The following is a 17,563-nucleotide window of genomic DNA, read 5'->3' on the forward strand; positions in this document are numbered from 1 at the left end:
TGCGGGGCAGCTCAGTGGATCTCGTTGCGCAGGGTCCCGACCTTCTCCAGGACGACCTCGACCTTGTCGCCCGGACGCAGCCACAGGGGCGGGTTCCGCTTCGCCCCGATGCCCTCGGGGGTGCCGGTGGCGATGACGTCGCCGGGGCCGAGGGTGAGGAACTGGCTGATGTAGGAGATGACCCTCGCGACCGGGAAGATCATGTGCCTGGTGTTGGAGCCCTGGACGCGGGTGCCGTTGACGAAGGTCTCGATGTCCAGGGCCTGCGGGTCACCGATCTCGTCCAGGGTGACGATCGCGGGCCCGAAGGGCGTCGCCCGGTCCACGGCCTTGCCCGCGAGCCACTGGGTGCCGCGGTACTGCAGGTCGCGGGCGGTGATGTCGTTGAGGACGGACAGGCCCGCCACGTACGCCAGGGCGTCGCTCTCCTCCACACGGCTGCACTCCCTTCCGATGACGACCGCCAGTTCGCCCTCGAAGTCGAGGTTGTCGGTGACGTCGGACCGGTCGATGGCGTCGTAGGGGCCGATCAGGCTGCTGGCGAACTTGGCGAACAGGTCGGGATGGGCCGGCATGGCGCGGCCGGTCTCGCCGACGTGGTCCGAGTAGTTCAGGCCTACGCACAGGACCTTGAGCGGGTCGGTGACCGGTGGTCCGAGCCGCACGGAGTCAAGGCTCCCCACGGGCTTCAGGGCCCCTTCGTCGAGGACCGGTCCGATGGCTGCGGCGATCTGAGGCAAGTGGCCGCCGTGTGTCTGGAGGAAGGCGCGGACGGACGGGAGGTCGGAGGAGGCCCGGCACCCCGCGGCCCATAGCGCGGCATTGAGGCTGAACACCTGGTCACCGTGGAGAAGGCCCGGCTGCCAGGCGCCGGATTCGTAGGAAACGAGCTTCACGTCATGTCCTTCGGGTGTGAGTCGCAGGGCGGTGTGTGTGCCGTTCACGGCTGCGCCCTGCCCGCCGGGGAGGGTTGCGGGCAGGGCGCCGTGTGCGGGGCGGAACCCGTCAGGAGAGACGGATGGTCTTCTTGTTGGCGAACTCGTCCAGGCCGAGCCGACCGAGCTCACGGCCGATCCCGGAGGCCTTCACGCCGCCGAAGGGCAGGTCGGGCTGGCTGCGGATGAGGGTGTTGAGGCCGACCATGCCGACCTCCAGACGTTCGGCGATGTCCGCGGCGAGGTCCTCGTCACGGGTGAACACGGCCGACCCGAGCCCGAAGCGGGAGTCGTTCGCGAGGTCGACGGCCTCCTCGACGGAGTCGACCTTGTACAGGACGGCGACGGGGCCGAAGAGCTCCTCGCTGTGGGCGCGCATGTCCGGTGTGACCCCGGTGATGACGGTGGCCGGGTAGAACGCACCGGGGCCGTCGGGGACCACGCCACCGAGGTGCAGTTCGGCGCCCTTGGACACGGCGTCCTCGACCTGCTCGGCGATCTCCTGCCGGCCGGACTCGGACGCCATCGGTCCGATGCGTGTCTCCGGGTTCAGCGGATCGCCGGTGTTCCACTGTTTCGCGCGGTCGAGGAACCCTTCGAGGAAGCGGTCGTAGACGTCGCTGTGGACGATCATCCGCTTGGACGACGTGCAGGACTGGCCGGCGTTGCTGAACCGGCCGGTCGCGGCCAGGTCGAGCGCGAGATCGAGGTCGGCGTCGGGCAGGACGATGAAGGGGTCCGAGCCGCCGAGTTCGAGGACGCACTTCTTGAGATGCCGGCCGGCCTGTTCGGCCACCGTCCGGCCGGCTTCCTCGGAGCCGGTCAGTGAGACGCCCTGGAGACGGATGTCGGCGATGAGGGCGCCGATCTGCGAGGACGACACGATGAGGTTCTCGTAGACGCCCTTCGGGGCGTTGGCGTCGGCGACGACAGCGTCGATGAGGAGCGCCGTGCGGGTGCAGGAGCGGGCGTGCTTGAGCAGGACGGTGTTGCCGAGCAGCAGGTTCGGGGCGACGAACCGCGCCACCTGGTAGAGCGGGAAGTTCCACGGCATGATCCCGAGCACAGGGCCCGTGGGCGCCGTCCGGACAACAGCCCGTCCCCCGGCTCCGACCTCGATCACCTCGTCGGCCAGCAACCGGGCGCCGGCACCGGCGTAGTACTCGTAGATCGAGGCCGAAAGGTTGACCTCGCCCTCGGCCTGGGCGAGCGGCTTGCCCATCTCGGTCGCCATCGCCTCGGCGAGTTCGGCGCCGCGTTCCCGGTGCAGCTCGGCGATACGGGCGAGCACGGCGACCCGGTCCTCGATCCGGGCGCGGGCCCAGTCGCGGTAGGCGTCGGTGGCCCGGGTGAGCGCCTCGGCGGCCTCGGTGTCGGTCATCATCGTGTACTCGGCGAGCACCTCACCGTTGAGCGGCGAGATGGTCTGGTAAGTGGGCATGGCGTGCTTCTCCAAACCGCTTGCGGGGGTGGGGGGTCAGACCGCGGACGGGACGCGGACCTCGTAGCTGGGATATCCCTGGGCCGCTTCGGCCTCGGAGATCGCGATGTACTTGTCGAGACCGCCGACGTAGAAGTTGGCGGTGCGGGCCTTGCGTTTGCCGGGGATGTTGTTGCCGAAGATCCAGGAGCCGGTCTCCAGGAACAGGGAGCCCTTGAGCTCGTCGAGGCAGGTCCGCAGCCAGTTCTCCTCGGCCTCCTCGCGCAGCCAGATCGAGGCGCCGGGGGTGTCCCTGACGCTCTTGACGGCCTGGGCGATCCACTTGGCCTGGACGCCGATGCCGGAGGGGTTGTTGACGAACGGGCCGTTGGGTCCGAGGACCATGAACAGGTTCGGGAAGCCGGACACGGTCATGCCCATGTGACTGCGGGGGGCGTCGGCCCAGTGCTCCTTGAGGGTCCTGCCGCCGATGCCGCGGATGTCCATGTTCCGGTAGCTGCCCTCGACGGCGTCGAAGCCGGTGGCCAGGATCAGGACGTCCAGCTCGTGAAGGGTGCCGTCCTGGGTGACGATGCCGTCGGCCACGAACTCCTCGATGGGGTTCTCCCGGGTGCTGACGAGGGTGACGTTGGGCTGGTTGAAGATCTCGAAGTAGCCGGAGTCGCAGATGGGGCGCCGAGCGAACAGCTCGGTCGGGGTGAGCTTGCGTGCCGTCTCCGGGTCCTTGACGATCTCCTTGATCTTCCGCTTGATGAAGTCGGCGGCGAGCTCGTTGGCGGCGCGGTCGCTGGTGACGTCGCAGAAGGTCTCGTTGGCGAAGGTGTAGTTGCCGCCCTTGCGCCAGGCCCACTCGAAGATGGCCTCGCGCTCCTCCTCCGAGACACTCCAGATGCTGCGCGTGGTCTCGTCGACACCGAAGCCGATCTTGGAGGTGCGGAACTCCTCCCAGCGGTCCTCGCAGGTGGCCTTGAACTGCTCCAGCTCGGCCTCGGACCACTCGCGGTTGCCGGCCGGGACGGTGTACTGCGCGGTGCGCTGGAACGAGGTCAGGTGGGCGACGGTTTTGGCGGCCTCGGTCATGAACTGGATGCCGGTGGAGCCGTTGCCGATCACGCCGATGCGCAAGCCCGTGATGTCGAGGTCCTCTGGCCAGTCGGCGGTGTGGACGATGCGGCCCTCGAACCGGTCGATGCCGGGGAAGTCGGGGATGTTGATCCGGGAGAGCAGGCCGGCGGCGGTGATGAGGAAGCGGGCGCGGAACTCCCCCTTGTCGGTGACGACGTGCCAGCGTGCGCTCTCCTCGTCGAAGGCCGCGCGGAGCAGGCTGGTCTCCAGCTGGATCCGGGAGCGCAGGTCCCAGAAGTCGACGGCGTCCTCGACGTACCGGCGGATCTCGGGGCCGGGGACGTAGCGGGTGCGCCAGTCGGTCCGCTGGAACAGTTCCCTGTCATAGGGCAGCTGGTACATGAAGCTCTGCGTGTCGGAGAGCGCCCCCGGGTAGCGGTTCCAGTACCAGGTACCGCCGACCTTCGGCGCCTTGTCGATGGCGATCGCGTCGAGGCCGGCGTCGGCGGTGAGGGTGCGCAGTGCCATGACGCCGCCCATGCCGGTTCCCACGACGAGCGCATCGATTTCACGCACGGTTTCTTCGCTGCCCATGTATTGCTCCTTTGCGGGATCTCGCGCACAGAAAAGCGACTCGACCGGCAGGGCGGACGCAGGCGCTGACACACGGTCATTTGTTACGCCTGGATTGCCGGATGGGAGTCGAGTGCGATTTCGACAACGTGACGTTACGTCCGGGAAATGTTGATCGCCAGATGGAATTGATGCGAAGGTGGCGGACGATTGTTTCCGGAACTGAAATGATCAATGCGGCGACGAGAGTGTTTCAGGCGACGGCGGACGAGCGTTCGCGCTGCAGGTAGCGGCGCAGGTGGCCGAGTGCGGCTTCGACGGGTGGGTCGGCGGACGCGGATCGCCACGCCGCGCGCAGGTGGACGTCGGGTACGAGTTCGCATTCGCGTCGGGTGAGCGGGACGAAGACGACGTTGGGATTGGCCGTCGAGCGGGAGACGGATCGCAGGGCGAGATGGCAGCCGACCTCGGCCCCGACCAGCGCCAGACAGGAGGAGGTGTCGGGAGCGAACTGGACGTTGTTGATGCCGCCGGTGCCGTGGGCGTAGCCGAGGCGCCACAGCCGGTCGGTGGTGACCGATCCGGTGGCGTAGGGCAGGGAGACGAACGGCTCGGCGGCCACGTCCTGGAAGGAGACGACCTGGGAGCCGGCGAGCCGGTGGGTCCGGGGCACCGCGACCACGAGCGAGTCGTTGATCAAAACCTCGCTGTCGAGGCCGGGGGGCAGGTTGTCGAAGCGGCCGAGCCCGACGTCCACCTCTCCGTCCAGCAGGCGGCGGATCGTCGGCCTCGAGACGGCCTGTGAGGTCAGATCGAGGCGGATGCCGGGGTGGTCGGCGCGCATGCCGCGGGAGAGGGCGGCCACCAGAGGATGCGCCGCGACCCCGCAGAACTCGACCCGGACGGTGCCGGACTCGCCGGAGACGGCGGCGCTGACCGCGGCTTCGGCGACGGCGACCGCATCGAGCACCTCACGGGCCGGCCCCACGAGGGCTTTGCCGGCGGGAGTGAGGGAGACCGATCGGGTGTTGCGCTCGAACAGGCGGCTGCCGAACTCGCTCTCGAGGGCCTGGATGGTTCGGCTCAGGGGCGCCTGGGCCATGAAGAGCTGCTCCGCGGCGCGGCCGAAGTGCAGGTGTTCGGCGACCGCGAGGAATGCCTGAAGTTGTCGCACGTTCACGGTCGTACACCTCCGCTTGTGACGCTCGACACCTACCATAGGCTAACGTCCGTTAGTTAGCTAGAGTCTCGGGGCAACGAGATTAATCCAGTTCCGACAACACACCGTTTCCAGTTCGGACGTATTCCGATCCCATGGCGCGGGACCCGTTGACTGGCAGTTCGGCGGTCCTTACGTTTCATTTCACTTTCCCCGCGAACAGATTTAGGCGGCTGTTGAAATGTCTCTTGCAAGCAGCACCGAAATCCCGGTCGGCACCGCCGGTCGCGCCGGTGGTTTGCTCCTTGTCGGTCCTCAGCAATACCCGAGCCTGGAGCGGGAGCGGGCGCTGGCCGAGGAGTTCGGGCTGGACTTCGTGGTGGCGCCGGACCGGAAGGCGTTCCGTGCGTCGATCCCGGAAGCGACCGTGGTCATGGTGACCCCGTACGCGCCCGTGGAGGCCCAGGACTTCGCCGCGATGAAGAAGTGCATCGCCGTGGTGCGATACGGCATCGGCTACGACAACATCGACGTGACGGCCGCCCGGACGAAGGGTGTGCCGGTCGCGATCGTGCCGGGTGCGGCGACCGAGGAGGTCGCGTCGCACGCGCTCACCATGGGGCTGCTGCTGGCGCGGCGCATCCCGGCGGGGCAGTCGGCCATCGAGGCCGGCCGGTGGGCGGGCAGCGTCGGGATGGACACGCCGCGGTTCTCACAGCTGGACGTCGCGGTCGTGGGCATGGGCCGGATCGGCCGCCAGGTCGCCCGGTGGTATGCCGCCCTGGGCACGAACGTGCGCGCCTACGACCCGTTCGCGACCTTCGACTCGGTACCCGCCGCGCCGCTGAGGGAACTGCTCGAACAGTCCGACGTGGTGTCGCTGCACCTGCCGCTGTCGGCCGAGACCCGAAACCTTGTGTCGGCCGAGGTCATCCGGCGTATGCGGCCACGCTCGGTCATCGTCAACGTCTCGCGCGGCGGGCTCGTCGACGAGGCCGCTCTGGCGGACGCGCTGCGGTCCGGCCATCTGGCGGGGGCGGGTCTGGACACCTTCACGACCGAGCCGCTGCCGGCGGACCACGTACTGCGCGGTGTGCCGAACCTGGTGATGACCCCGCACGTCGCGTGGCGGTCCGACCTGGCGATGGACGCACTCCAGGAGGCCGTCGTGCTGCGCGCCCGACAGGCGCTGACAGGCCGGCCCCTGTCGGACCTGGTCACCTGACCGGACCGGCATCCCGCCGCGACCACCTTCCCCCACACCAGAACGTCTGCGCGGACATCGGTGCCGGCGCAGCGAGCTCCACGCGGTGAGCCCGTACCTGAAGAGGACGGCATCACACGGGGAGGCGACACCTACACCCAACCGGCCCCGCGGTAGCTCGGTGGGCCTCACCAGGAAGAGAAACTCATGGCACGACACGAGCAGGTCCCCACCGTGAGTGGTGAAAGACGAAGGGCGGAGGTCGTGGACCAGCCGCGGCATCTGCAGGGCAACATGGGCGTCGGCGAGCTCGCCATGAGCGTACTCGCGTTCTCCGCGCCGCTGACCACGGTGGCGGGGTTCATCCCGGTGCTGCTGATGTTCGGCGGCAAGACCGGGCCGGCGATCTACATCGTGGCCACGGTCATACTCCTGGCCTTCTGTGTGGGCTTCACCGTGATGGGCCGTACCGTTCCGAACCCCGGCGGCTTCTACGCCTTCGTGACACAGGGACTCGGCCGCTCGGCCGGTCTGGGCGGCGCGCTCCTGGCGACCTTCGGCTACTTCATGATCGGGTTCTTCGCCCCACCGTTCTTCGCCATCACCATCCAGGGCTACGTGGAGAAGAACCTCGGCGGTCCCCACATCGGCTGGGGCTGGTATGCGCTGGCGATCGTCGCGGTGACCACCGCTCTCGCCTACCGGCGCATCGACCTCTCGGCGAAGGTGCTGACCGCGGTCATGGTGCTCGAGGTCATAGTCGTCGTCATCTTCGATGTCGCGTCGTTCGCGCACGGGGCCCCGTCCGGCGCGGGGGGCGCCTCGCTGAGCCTGCCGTGGGTCACCGACCCCAACATCGGTGTCGCCCTCCTGTTCGTGGTCGGCAACTTCTTCGGTTTCGAGGCGACCGTTATCTTCCGCGAGGAGGTCAAGGACCCCGACAGGACCATCCCGCGGGCCACCTACCTGTCCGTGGCGGGCATCGGCGTCTTCTACGCCCTGGCCGCGTGGGCCTACATCGCCTTCACCGGCGCGGACAAGGCTCAGGCGGCCGCCACGGCCAACATGGGCGGGATGTTCACCGACGCGATGACCGCGCTGGTCGGCAAGACCGTGGTGGACGTCGTCACCGTCCTGCTGATGACCTCGATCCTGGCGTCGATGCTGTCCATCCACAACGTCACGGCGCGGTACATGCACTCCCTCGGTACCGACGGTGTGGTGCCGACGGCACTGGGCAAGGTGCACCCCAAGCACGGCTCGCCCTACGCGGCCGCGTCCATCATCGGTGCGCTGTGGGCGATCGGCGTGGTCCTGTTCGTGGCGCTGGGCAGCGACCCGAACGTCCTGTACGCACGTGCCTCCGGAATCGGTTCCTTCGCGATCCTGCTGCTCCTGTTCGCGGCCAGTGTGGCGGTGTTCTTCTACTTCCGCCACAACCCGTCCTCCCAGCCCGTGTGGAAGACAGCGGTGGCACCAATCCTGTCGGCCGCCGGAATCGGCGTGGTCGCGTACCTCGCGGTGACGAACTACTCGGACCTGCTCGGCGGCTCCGGCTTCTTCACCTCGTTCTTCCTGTTCTTCACGTTCGCCCTGTTCCTCGCCGGGATGGCCTACGCACGCGTTCTGCGTCGCCGACGCCCCGAGGTCTATCAGCGCATCGGCCGCCAGGAACTGTGACGACCTCCCTCTGACGGCGGCCGGCCGACCTCGATCAAGCAATCACGCCCTTCGCCCGACCGGGGTCGGCACCCGCCTTCTATACTTACGACCGTTAGTTAGTCACGCGTTTCATCGCACCTGTCGAACCCTTCCGCAGCAACCGAGGTAGCCATGAAAACTCCGGCACAGACAGCGCACGCGATCCCGTTCCGGGTCGCGGTCGTCGGCGCCGGCCCCAGCGGGTGTTACGCGGCCCAGGCTCTGCGCAAGGGGCAGCCGGACGTCGAGATCGCCGTCTTCGACTCGCTGCCGACGCCGTTCGGGCTGGTCCGGTACGGCATAGCACCGGACCACCAGGGCGCCAAAGCGGTGTCGCGGCAGTTCGAGCGGGTCTTCGGACAGCCGGGAGTGGAGTTCGTCGGGAACGTGTCCATCGGGATCGACATCGACTTCGAGTCCCTTCTCGAGAACTTCCACGCGGTGGTGCTCGCGACCGGGCTGGGGGCGGACCGGCAACTGGACATCGACCTGGATCCGGACGCCCGGGTCGTAGGCGCAGGAGATCTCGTCCGGCTGTTGAACTCGGACCCGGACGCCCGCCTGCGTCACCGGCGAGCCGGTCTCGAAAGCCTCGGTGCCGAAGTCGTGATCCTCGGCACCGGGAACGTCGCGGTGGATGTCGCACGACTGCTGTCGAAGTCCGACCTGGACTTCATCGCGTCCGACGTCGACGACGACGCACTGCGCGCAGTGGCGCCGAGCCCCGTACGGACCATTCACATCCTGGGGCGGTGTCAGTCCCATCTGGCCAAGTGGGACGCGTCGATGGTGAAGGAACTCGCCCAAGTCGTCGGCGTCCAGGTGAGCGTCGACGGCACGCCCTTGCTCCATGAGCCCACGATGTCCCCGCGCACGACGGTGAACGTGCGGTTCCAACAGGTGCCGACCTCCATTCGGCGGCACGACGGCCGCATCCGCGTGACGACGCACCGTACAGGCGACAGCGACCTGGTCGACCATCTCGACGCCGACACCGTCATCACGGCGCTCGGGTTCGACACCTCTTCGGCACAGCTGGCGCAGTTCGCCGGCCTTGAGGCTCCGAACGTCTTCCGGGTGGGCGGTCCGGCCACCGGCCGCCTGGGCAACCTGGCGGAGAACCGGAAGCTGGCGGCAGACACGGCGAAGGGCGTCCTCGCCTTCCTGCGCGGCCAGGAACCGCGGCACCGTCCGGGCCTGGACGGGCTCCGCGGCCACCTGCCCGCCTCGACCGTGAGCTTCCAGGCATGGCAGCGCATCGACGACGCCGAGATCCGGCGTGCCCGGCCCGACAGGTGCCGTACCAAGTTCACTACCCGGGACGGACTCCTCGCCGCAGCGGCGGGTTCCGATGCCCTGCCTTCCATCCCGCTGGCCACTACTGGGCCACCGGCAACACAGGAGAAGTGAAATGACTGTCGTACACGTCCTGTTCGGGACCGAGTCGGGCAACGCCGAAATGGTCGCGGACGACATCGCTGCCGCCTTCGGCGACCAGGGATTCGAGACCGTCACCGCGGAGCTGACCGACGTCGAGGTTTCCGACCTGGCCGACATGCACATCGCGGTGTTCGTCAGTTCCACCTACGGGGAGGGTGGACTGCCGGAGACTGCTGCGCCCTTCTACGACGCCCTCATGGCGGAGCGCCCCGACCTGACCGGTGTGAGGTTCGCGGCGTTCGGACTCGGCGACAGCGTCTACGAGACGTTCAACAACGCGATCGAGACCCTCCGCACGGCGCTCCTGGAGCTCGGCGCGGAACAGATCGGAACCACGGCCAGGCACGACGCGGCCTCGACCACCCCCGCCACGGAACTCGCCGAGGCATGGGCCCGTGACCTCCTGGCCCTCATGCCCGCCTGACGCTGCCTCGGCCTGCCCAGATTCGCCAGATTCGAAGGAGTGACCGCAGATGAGCTTGACCATCGAGGACGCCTCGGCGCTGTTCCCGTGGAACGACGAGGGATTCCGGGCCGACCCGTACCCGGCCTACGAGCGGGCGCGGGCGATCGCGCCGGTGCACCGGACCACGGAGAACACGTATGTGGTGCTGAACCACGCGGACACCATGCACAACGCGAAACTGCCCTGTATGCGGATCGCGGAGCCGCCCTCCTTCGCCGCCCCCGGCGGGCCGCCGCACCCGTGGACCGCGTTCGACAACACGGTCCTGTCGAAGGACGCACCGGAGCACACCAGGATGCGACGCCTGACGAACCGCTGGCTGACGCCGAAGATGATCGGCACCTGGGCCCGGTCGACGCATGACTTCACGGCCGAGGCGCTCGACCGGCTCACCCCGGGCGAGGTGGTGGACGCCCACTTCGACCTCGGCGTGATGCCGACCCACCTCACGATGTGTCGCATCCTCGACATGCCCGTCGGTGACGTGGAGGGGATGTTCTGGGCCCTGTGGGACGCGATGCTCATCAACGCGACCGCACCGGGCGAGGGCATCCACGCCAGATCACTGGCCGGCATGAACTTCATGTTCGCCGAGACGGAGCGGTACGTGCGAGAGAAGCAGAGCGCGGAGGAGCCCGGAAACGGGCTGGTCGACGAGCTCCTCGCGGCCCACTCGCGCGGTGAGCTCACCTGGCGCGAAGTCCTGGAGACCACCGTCCTGCTGTACATGTCGGGCGGCCCGAACCCCGCCTACCTCATCGGTGCCGGATTCAAGCTGTTCGCCGAACGACCGGACCTGATGGCGGAGTTCGGGCAGCGGCCGGAGATCCGGGACGCCTTCATCAACGAGCTGGCACGGCTGAACCCGGTGGAACTCATCATCACGCGCTTCCCGAACGAGGACATCGAGATCCAGGGCGTGCGGATCCCGGCCGGCTCGTGCATCAAGTACCCGATCGGCGCCGCGAACCGGGACCCCGCTGTATTCGAGAAGCCCGACGAGTTCGACTACAACCGTCCACCGGAGGCAAGCCGGAACCTCACTTTCGGGCTCGGTACCCACGCCTGCGCCGGGCAGTTGCTGGCACGGGCCGAGACCAGTGTGATCCTCGGCCTCGTCGCCGAGCGGTACTCCTCGGTCGAACTCGTCGGCGAGCCCTCCGAGGTCCGCACCGATCGTCTGGTCGCGTTCGACAAGCTGCCCGTCCGGCTGACGTGAGCCGGACCGTCGGCCGGGGCGGCCGTCGGCGTCCCGGTCCTCCCAGATGTCGTCGCGATAGACGGCCATGTGGTCGTGGAATCAGGCTTCCGGGAAGAGGGCTGCGTTCAGGGTGTGGTCCGGGTGGTGATGGCTGAAGACCACGTCGGTCACCTCCTGGGGCGCAATGCCGAATTCGGCGAGCGGGCCGAGGATGAGCCGACGGTCCGCGACCATGCCGGGGTCGACGACGACCACCGCGTCACTCTCGGTGGGCAGGGTAACGGTGCTGGCGACGCGGTCGTGGGCGTAGCCGGTGGTCAGGACAGGAATCATGGCGGGCATAAGCGGCTCCTGGGATCTGGTCGTCGTGGGGACTGCACGACTGGGAGGTCTTGTGCGCTTCCCTCAGTGGTCGAGCAGGTCACGGAAGCCGGTGAGCAGGGCGTGCAGGCCGATGTCGAAAGCACGCGCGGCCCGGCTCTGATCGGTGGGTGTGTGGTCGAGGGCGATGCTGAGGTGTGGGACGGTGTCGCGGGCGACGTCGGAGAGCATCACGGAGGGCGCCACCAGGTCGAGGGCGGAGCCGAGGACAAAGCTCTCCAGGGCGGTGATCACAGGCATGACCTGGCCCTCGGCGAATCCGCCTGTGAGGAGGAGTTCGGCGACCTTTTCGTACATCGTGTGCATGAAGGGTTCGGCGAGTGGTGCGGTGGCGAGCAGGGGGACCGCTCCCGGGTGGGCGGCGAAGGCGGAGAGGTAGGTGCGTGCCCAGTCCTCCAGGCCTCGGTCCCAGGGTTGTGACCAGTCCTTGTCGCCGCCGGTCGTGAGCACGAGTTCTTCGCGCATGAGGGAGATGATCTCGTCCCGCCCGGACACGTGGTGGTAGAGCGCGGAGGGTGCCACGCCGAGAGCCGTGGCGAGGGCGGGGATGGTCAGGGTGCCCTTCTCGTCGGCCAGTGCCAATGCTGCGGCACCAATGCGCCGACGGTCGAGTAGGGGGGTGCGTGGCCGTGCCACGGGCGCTCCTCGCTGTTGTGTCGCGGGTCCGAGCCTGTCGGAGCACTCAGCCCTCGCCGTAACCCAGACGTTACCGAATGCCTTTCAGTAAAACTCTTCCCGTTATCACGGGCGGCGTCTACATTACCCGAAACCGAACGCCTTTCAATTAAGCGGTCGGGTGAGAGAAGGGCGCCGTCACACCCATGCATGCCGACATCGTCTTCACCGGCGGGACCGTCCGTACGGGAGCCTCGGACGCCCTCGTCCACGAGGCCCTCGCCGTCGTGGACGGCCGGATCAGCGCCCTGGGGGCGGCTGCGCTGGCCGCCCGGGGTCCTCACACCACCGTCGTCGATCTGGCGGGCGGCGCACTGCTCCCCGCCTTCGGCGACAGCCATGTGCATCCCGTGATGGGCGGGCTGGGACTGCGTGGGGTTCCGGTCCGGGACCGTGAAAGCGCCGAGGACATCGTCGAGGCCGTACGGCACTGGGCCGCAGAGCACCCCGAAGCCGAGTGGATCAGCGGCGACGGCTTCGACCCGTGGCTGGCACCCGACGGCCGGTTCGACGCACGGTGGCTGGACGCCGCCGTCCCCGACCGCCCTGTCGTCCTGCGCACCATGGACCACCACACGGCCTGGGTGAACAGCGAGGCGCTGCGCCGCGCCGGGTACACGGCAAACACCCCCGATCCCGACGGCGGCGAGATCCTGCGCCGGGAGGGATCCAGTCAACCGCTGGGGACCCTGCGCGAGTTCGGCGCACTGAGCCCCGTACTCGCCCTCATCCCCCCGGCGTCCCACGAGGCGCAGGTGGCCGCGCTGCGGGAGGCCGCTGCCCGGTTCGCCGCCGCTGGGGTGACCTGGGTGCAGGATGCCTGGGTCGAACCGCACCACGTCGACGTCTGGATCGCCGCCGCGACCACGGAGCCGGGTCTGCCCGTCCGCGCCGACCTCGCCTTCACTCTGGAACCCGACGGCTGGCGCGAGCGGATCGCCCGTTTCGCGGCCGACCGGGACCGCGTGGAGAGCGCGGCGCCCGGACTGCTCACCGCCCGTACCGTCAAATTCTTCGCCGACGGCGTCATCGAGTCGGGCACCGCCGCCCTGCTGGAGCCCTACACCGACTGCGCGCACTCGCACGGCATCGCCAACTGGTCGTCCCGGGAACTCACCGAGGCCGTCACCGCGGTGGACGCGCTCGGATTCCGGCCACACATCCACGCCATCGGCGACGGCGGGGTCCGCACCGCCCTCGACGTCATCGAGGCCGCGGCCCGGATCAACGGCCCCCGCAACCGCCGCCCCGTCATCGCCCACGCCCAGCTGATCCACCCCACCGACCTGCCGCGCTTCGCCGAACTCGGGGTGATCGCCAGCCTCCAGCCGCTGTGGGCCCAGTCGGACCCTCTGATGACCGAGCTCACCCTGCCGAGGATCGGCCCCGAGCGCGGCAGGCGGCAGTACCAGATCGCCGCCCTGCTCGCCTCCGGTGCCCGGGTCTCCTTCGGCAGTGACTGGCCGGTCACCGCCCATGAGCCACTGCGGGGCATCGCCACCGCCGTGACCCGCCAGACGCCCGACGGGACCCCCGACGGCGGCTGGCTCCCCGAGGAGCGGATCGACATCGAGACCGCTCTGACCGCCTACTCCGCCGGATGCGCCCATCAGGCGTTCGAGGAGAAGGAATGGGGCGTCCTGCGCCCCGGCATGCGCGCCGACCTGGTGCATCTCGCCGCCGACCCGGTCGAGACCGCACCTGCCGCGCTCGCGGGCCTGCCCGTCCTGGGCACCTGGCTCGCCGGTCGGCCCACCCACCTGGCCGCCCCTTCCGAACACGTTCCCGCCGGGAGACGATAGCCGTCCGTCGTCGCCACGACCGGCCCCGCGTGTCCGGGACACCACGCTCCCTCCCTCGATCACACGTATCACGCGGAGACCTTCCATGACCGAGCCTCAAGTCCCCACCGCAGCCCAACCCCGATCCCCGCAGCCCGCGGGGCCCGAGACAAGCCCTCACCTCCAGCGCGGCACCCTCGGCGTCGCCGACATCGTCTTCTTCGTCGCCGCCGCGGCCGCCCCGCTCACCGTGATGGCCGGCGTCGCCCCCCTCGCCATCCTCTTCGGCGGCATCGGAGCCCCGGCCGCCTATGTCGGCGTCGGTGTCCTGCTGTGCCTGTTCGCGGTCGGCTTCACCGCGATGACGCCGTACATCCGCAACGCGGGAGCGTTCTACGCGTACGTCGCCCGCGGGCTCGGCCGCCCGGCCGGGCTCGGCGCGGCGCTGCTCGCCCTGTTCTCCTACAACGCCCTGCAGATCGGCGTGTTCGGGGCCTTCGGCTTCTTCTCCGCCTCCACTATGAACGACCTCCTCGGCGTCGACCTGCCCTGGCCGGTGTACGCCTTCGCGGGGATCGCCGTCGTGTGGTTCCTCGGCTTCCGCTCGATCAACTTCGGGGCCAAAGTCCTGGCTCTCCTCCTCGTCGCGGAGACGGCCGTCCTGCTGCTGCTCGCCGTCGCGATTCTCATCAAGGGCGGGGCGCACGGGCTGACCCTGGACTCCTTCGCCCCCTCCAACGTCTTCACCTCGAAGATGAGCGGTCCGCTGGGCCTCGCCGTCGCGGCCTTCATCGGCTTCGAGGCCACCGCCATCTACCGCGAAGAAGCCCGGAACCCCGACCGCACCGTCCCCCGCGCCACCTACCTCGCCGTCGGCTTCCTCGGCCTCTTCTACACCTTCATCACCTGGGTCATCGTGCAGGCCTTCGGCAGCGACCAGGCGGTCGGGGCAGCCGCACAGAACCCGGCCGAGATGTTCTTCACCGCCATGACCCGCTACGTCGGCGGCTGGGCCACCGACCTCCAGCGCATCCTGATCATCACCAGCCTGCTGGCCGCGCTGCTCTCCTTCCACAACGCCATCACCCGCTACGCCTACGCGCTGTCCGCCGAACGGGTCGCTCCCGCCACCCTGGGCAAGGTCCACCCGCGCCACGGCTCGCCATGGATCGCCGGCATCGCCCAGAGCGCCCTGGCCGTCGTTGTCGTCGCCGTCTTCGCCGCGATCGGCGTCCACCCCTACAACCAGTTCTTCCTCTGGGTGAACACCCCCGGCGTGGTCGGCATCCTGGTCCTGCAGGCCCTGGCCGCCTTCGCCGTGGTGGCTTTCTTCCGCCGCAACCCCGCCACGCGGGGCGAGGGACGCCTGCGCACCCTGGTCGCACCAGCATCCGCAGGCATCCTCCTCACCCTGACCACGGGGCTGGTCTGCGAGCGCCTCGACCTGTTCACCGGCGCCGGTCCTGCCGTCAACTGGACGCTCGCCGCGCTCACCCCGGCCCTGTTCCTGACAGGCGTGTTCGTCGCCCTCCGCATCCGCCGCACCAGGCCCGAGGTCTACGCCAAGCTCGCCACCACCGACATCGACTGATCGACGCCGCCCGCCCCCGGCACACGGAGGCGACTTCCCGCCCGCGGCGGACCACGTCCGTCCTGCCCGCCGTGCCGGGCACCACGCCCCGCTGCCACGCATCCGACCACGAGACGGTGCATCCTCATGATTCTCGGGCGCCACAAGAAGCCGGCTCGGTCACGTCCGCCGAGGTGGTGTATCGACGGCCACTCGGCCTTGGTCAGTGGGCCGAGTCCCATGTTGCGGCGTGGACGGGGAACCGCGCAATCAACCGATGTCAGGACAACAGTTACCGGTGTCGTGCAGCTGCTCGCGAGCAGTTGCGAGCAGGAGGCTGGTGTCGCTCGTCGAATGAACACCACCGAACACGTAGTGGTCAGGACGAGCGAGCACCGCTTCGCACGAGTGTCGACGCATCCACGCGTCCAGGAGGTGGTCTTCCTCGCGGTATTCGTCCTGGCCGGCCGGCGTCTCGGCGACCAGACGGACGACGCGGATCGGGAATCCACCTTCCGCCCGGTGCGCGCGCATGGCCGACTCGGCTGCGGCTTCGTCCGTGTCGTGCCGGATCACCAGCCGGAAGGTGCTCCCGGCGTACTCGTCGAGCAGCCCGGTCCTGTCCCGGCTGTCGGTCACTGTCGGTTGCGGAAGAATGTCGCCGCGCGCGGGGAAATGTTCCGGTGCGAGGAAGCCCGCCAGCAGTCCTGGGATCAGAGACTGGCGGATGGTTCCTTCCGGCGTGGCCTTCAGTTCTGCCAGCAGGTCTGCGTCCCGCTTGGCGGCGGTGGCCTCGTCGCGCTCGCAGATCACGTGGCCGAACTCCTTGGCGACGAGTGTCACGTGTCGTACGTGCGGGGCGCGCTCGCGCTGATACGTGTCCAAGAGACGTTCGGAGGTGTCGCCACGCGAGTGAAGGGCCAGCTTCCACATCAGGTTTGACGCGTCGCGGATCCCTTGGCACATGCCCTGCGCCAGGAACGGTGGGGTCATGTGTGCGGCATCGCCCAGGAAGAACAAGCCCTGCCTGCGCCACTGTTTGAGGACCAGGGCATGGAAGCGGTAGGTGGCCGCTCGCCACAGGTCATAGTCGCTGGGAGCCAGCCATCGCGACAGCAGAGTGCGAATGAAGTCCGGGTTGGACACGTCGTCGGGACGTTCATCGGGGTTGATCATGAATTCCCACCGGCGATGGTTCCCCGGGCCCACGATGAACGTGCTCGGACGCGCTGTCTCGCAGTACTGGACGTTCGTCCGTGGCAGCTGTGCTCCCGCGCCGTGGCGCAGCAACAGGTCCACGACCAGCCACGGCTGGTCGAACTCCAAGTCGTCCATGCTCAGGCCCAACCGCCTTCGCAAAGGACTGCTGCCGCCGTCGCAGGCCAGCACATACCGCGCGCGCAGCGTGCGCCGGCGCCCCGTCGCGTCGACCACCTCCACGGTGGCGCTGTCGTCGGCGAGTTGTACGTCCGTCACCTCGGTGCCGAGATGCACCTGTACGTTGTCCGACCGATCGAGGCGCTGACGCAGCGCGCCTTCCAGCTGTGGCTGGAGGAAGACGTAGTTGGGTGCCCATCCGAGGGGGTGAGGTGGTGGTGCGGTGCCGATGCGCTTGATGACCTGCCCGCTGCCGTTGTGATACTCGGACGGCCGGTAGGGCATGATGTGATCCGCTATCGCGTCGGCCAGGCCGAAGCCGGCGAAGACACGCATGGCTTCGTGATCGAATCCAATGGCACGGGGCCGGGTTTCGATGTGTGCGGCTCGATCGAATGCCTCGACTCGGAGACCAAGGTCGTGAGCCAGGTTCGCGGCCGTGGCGCCGACAGGGCCAAGGCCCACGATCACCACGTCAGCGTCAAATACGTCGGTCACGTGCGGACCTTTCCGGATCGAAACCAGCTGTGGCAGGGCGTTGAACCGAGTGTCGGCATGTCCGGGGGCCGCGTTCCCTCATCCAGCCTGCGCGAC

Annotated in this window: 14 protein-coding genes; 7 read left to right on the forward strand and 7 right to left on the reverse strand. The window is 68.6% G+C overall.

Going from position 1 to position 17,563, the window contains the following annotated elements:
- Positions 1–11: 11 nt before the first annotated feature.
- The 4 genes from OG289_RS09400 to OG289_RS09415 form a co-directional block, all read right to left on the reverse strand.
- Complete coding sequence (locus tag OG289_RS09400) at positions 12–896, reverse strand: fumarylacetoacetate hydrolase family protein (protein ID WP_327313564.1); 885 nt, start codon at positions 894–896, stop codon at positions 12–14.
- Positions 897–1,005: 109 nt separating this feature from the next.
- Entirely contained in the window at positions 1,006–2,376 is a 1,371-nt protein-coding gene (locus OG289_RS09405) for an NAD-dependent succinate-semialdehyde dehydrogenase (protein WP_327313565.1), read from the reverse strand.
- Between the two features lie 36 nt (positions 2,377–2,412).
- Entirely contained in the window at positions 2,413–4,035 is a 1,623-nt protein-coding gene (locus OG289_RS09410) for a flavin-containing monooxygenase (protein ID WP_327313566.1), read from the reverse strand.
- A gap of 232 nt (positions 4,036–4,267) precedes the next feature.
- A complete protein-coding gene (locus tag OG289_RS09415; protein ID WP_327313567.1) occupies positions 4,268–5,194 on the reverse strand; it encodes a LysR family transcriptional regulator in 927 nt (308 codons plus the stop codon).
- A 220-nt stretch (positions 5,195–5,414) separates the two neighbouring features.
- Between OG289_RS09415 and OG289_RS09420 the strand changes: the two genes are divergently transcribed.
- The 5 genes from OG289_RS09420 (at position 5,415) to OG289_RS09440 (ending at position 11,203) form a co-directional block, all read left to right on the forward strand.
- Positions 5,415–6,398, forward strand: coding sequence for a C-terminal binding protein (locus OG289_RS09420; RefSeq protein WP_327313568.1), 984 nt, complete (start codon positions 5,415–5,417; stop codon positions 6,396–6,398).
- Positions 6,399–6,584: 186 nt separating this feature from the next.
- A complete protein-coding gene (locus OG289_RS09425; RefSeq protein ID WP_327313569.1) occupies positions 6,585–8,057 on the forward strand; it encodes an APC family permease in 1,473 nt (490 codons plus the stop codon).
- 153 nt (positions 8,058–8,210) lie between these two features.
- The gene (locus OG289_RS09430) at positions 8,211–9,488 is read left to right on the forward strand and encodes an FAD-dependent oxidoreductase (RefSeq protein WP_327313570.1); all 1,278 of its coding nucleotides are present in this window, start codon (positions 8,211–8,213) and stop codon (positions 9,486–9,488) included.
- A gap of 1 nt (position 9,489) precedes the next feature.
- The gene (locus OG289_RS09435; protein ID WP_327313571.1) at positions 9,490–9,942 is read left to right on the forward strand and encodes a flavodoxin domain-containing protein; all 453 of its coding nucleotides are present in this window, start codon (positions 9,490–9,492) and stop codon (positions 9,940–9,942) included.
- A 49-nt stretch (positions 9,943–9,991) separates the two neighbouring features.
- A complete protein-coding gene (locus OG289_RS09440) occupies positions 9,992–11,203 on the forward strand; it encodes a cytochrome P450 (protein ID WP_327313572.1) in 1,212 nt (403 codons plus the stop codon).
- Positions 11,204–11,284: 81 nt separating this feature from the next.
- Here the strand turns inward: OG289_RS09440 and OG289_RS09445 are convergent, their stop codons facing one another.
- Both OG289_RS09445 and OG289_RS09450 read right to left on the reverse strand, forming a co-directional pair.
- A complete protein-coding gene (locus OG289_RS09445; protein WP_327313573.1) occupies positions 11,285–11,527 on the reverse strand; it encodes an MBL fold metallo-hydrolase in 243 nt (80 codons plus the stop codon).
- Positions 11,528–11,590: 63 nt separating this feature from the next.
- Complete coding sequence (locus tag OG289_RS09450; protein WP_327313574.1) at positions 11,591–12,202, reverse strand: TetR/AcrR family transcriptional regulator; 612 nt, start codon at positions 12,200–12,202, stop codon at positions 11,591–11,593.
- A 185-nt stretch (positions 12,203–12,387) separates the two neighbouring features.
- Here OG289_RS09450 and OG289_RS09455 point away from each other — a divergent pair, with 185 nt between their 5' ends.
- The gene (locus tag OG289_RS09455; protein ID WP_327313575.1) at positions 12,388–14,043 is read left to right on the forward strand and encodes an amidohydrolase; all 1,656 of its coding nucleotides are present in this window, start codon (positions 12,388–12,390) and stop codon (positions 14,041–14,043) included.
- 85 nt (positions 14,044–14,128) lie between these two features.
- A complete protein-coding gene (locus OG289_RS09460) occupies positions 14,129–15,613 on the forward strand; it encodes an APC family permease (RefSeq protein WP_327313576.1) in 1,485 nt (494 codons plus the stop codon).
- Between the two features lie 249 nt (positions 15,614–15,862).
- Here the strand turns inward: OG289_RS09460 and OG289_RS09465 are convergent, their stop codons facing one another.
- Positions 15,863–17,467 (reverse strand): bifunctional 3-(3-hydroxy-phenyl)propionate/3-hydroxycinnamic acid hydroxylase, encoded by a 1,605-nt coding sequence (locus OG289_RS09465; protein WP_327313577.1) that lies wholly within the window; start codon positions 17,465–17,467, stop codon positions 15,863–15,865.
- Positions 17,468–17,563 lie beyond the last annotated feature (96 nt).

This window comes from Streptomyces sp. NBC_01235, from assembly GCF_035989285.1.
Taxonomy (GTDB): domain Bacteria; phylum Actinomycetota; class Actinomycetes; order Streptomycetales; family Streptomycetaceae; genus Streptomyces.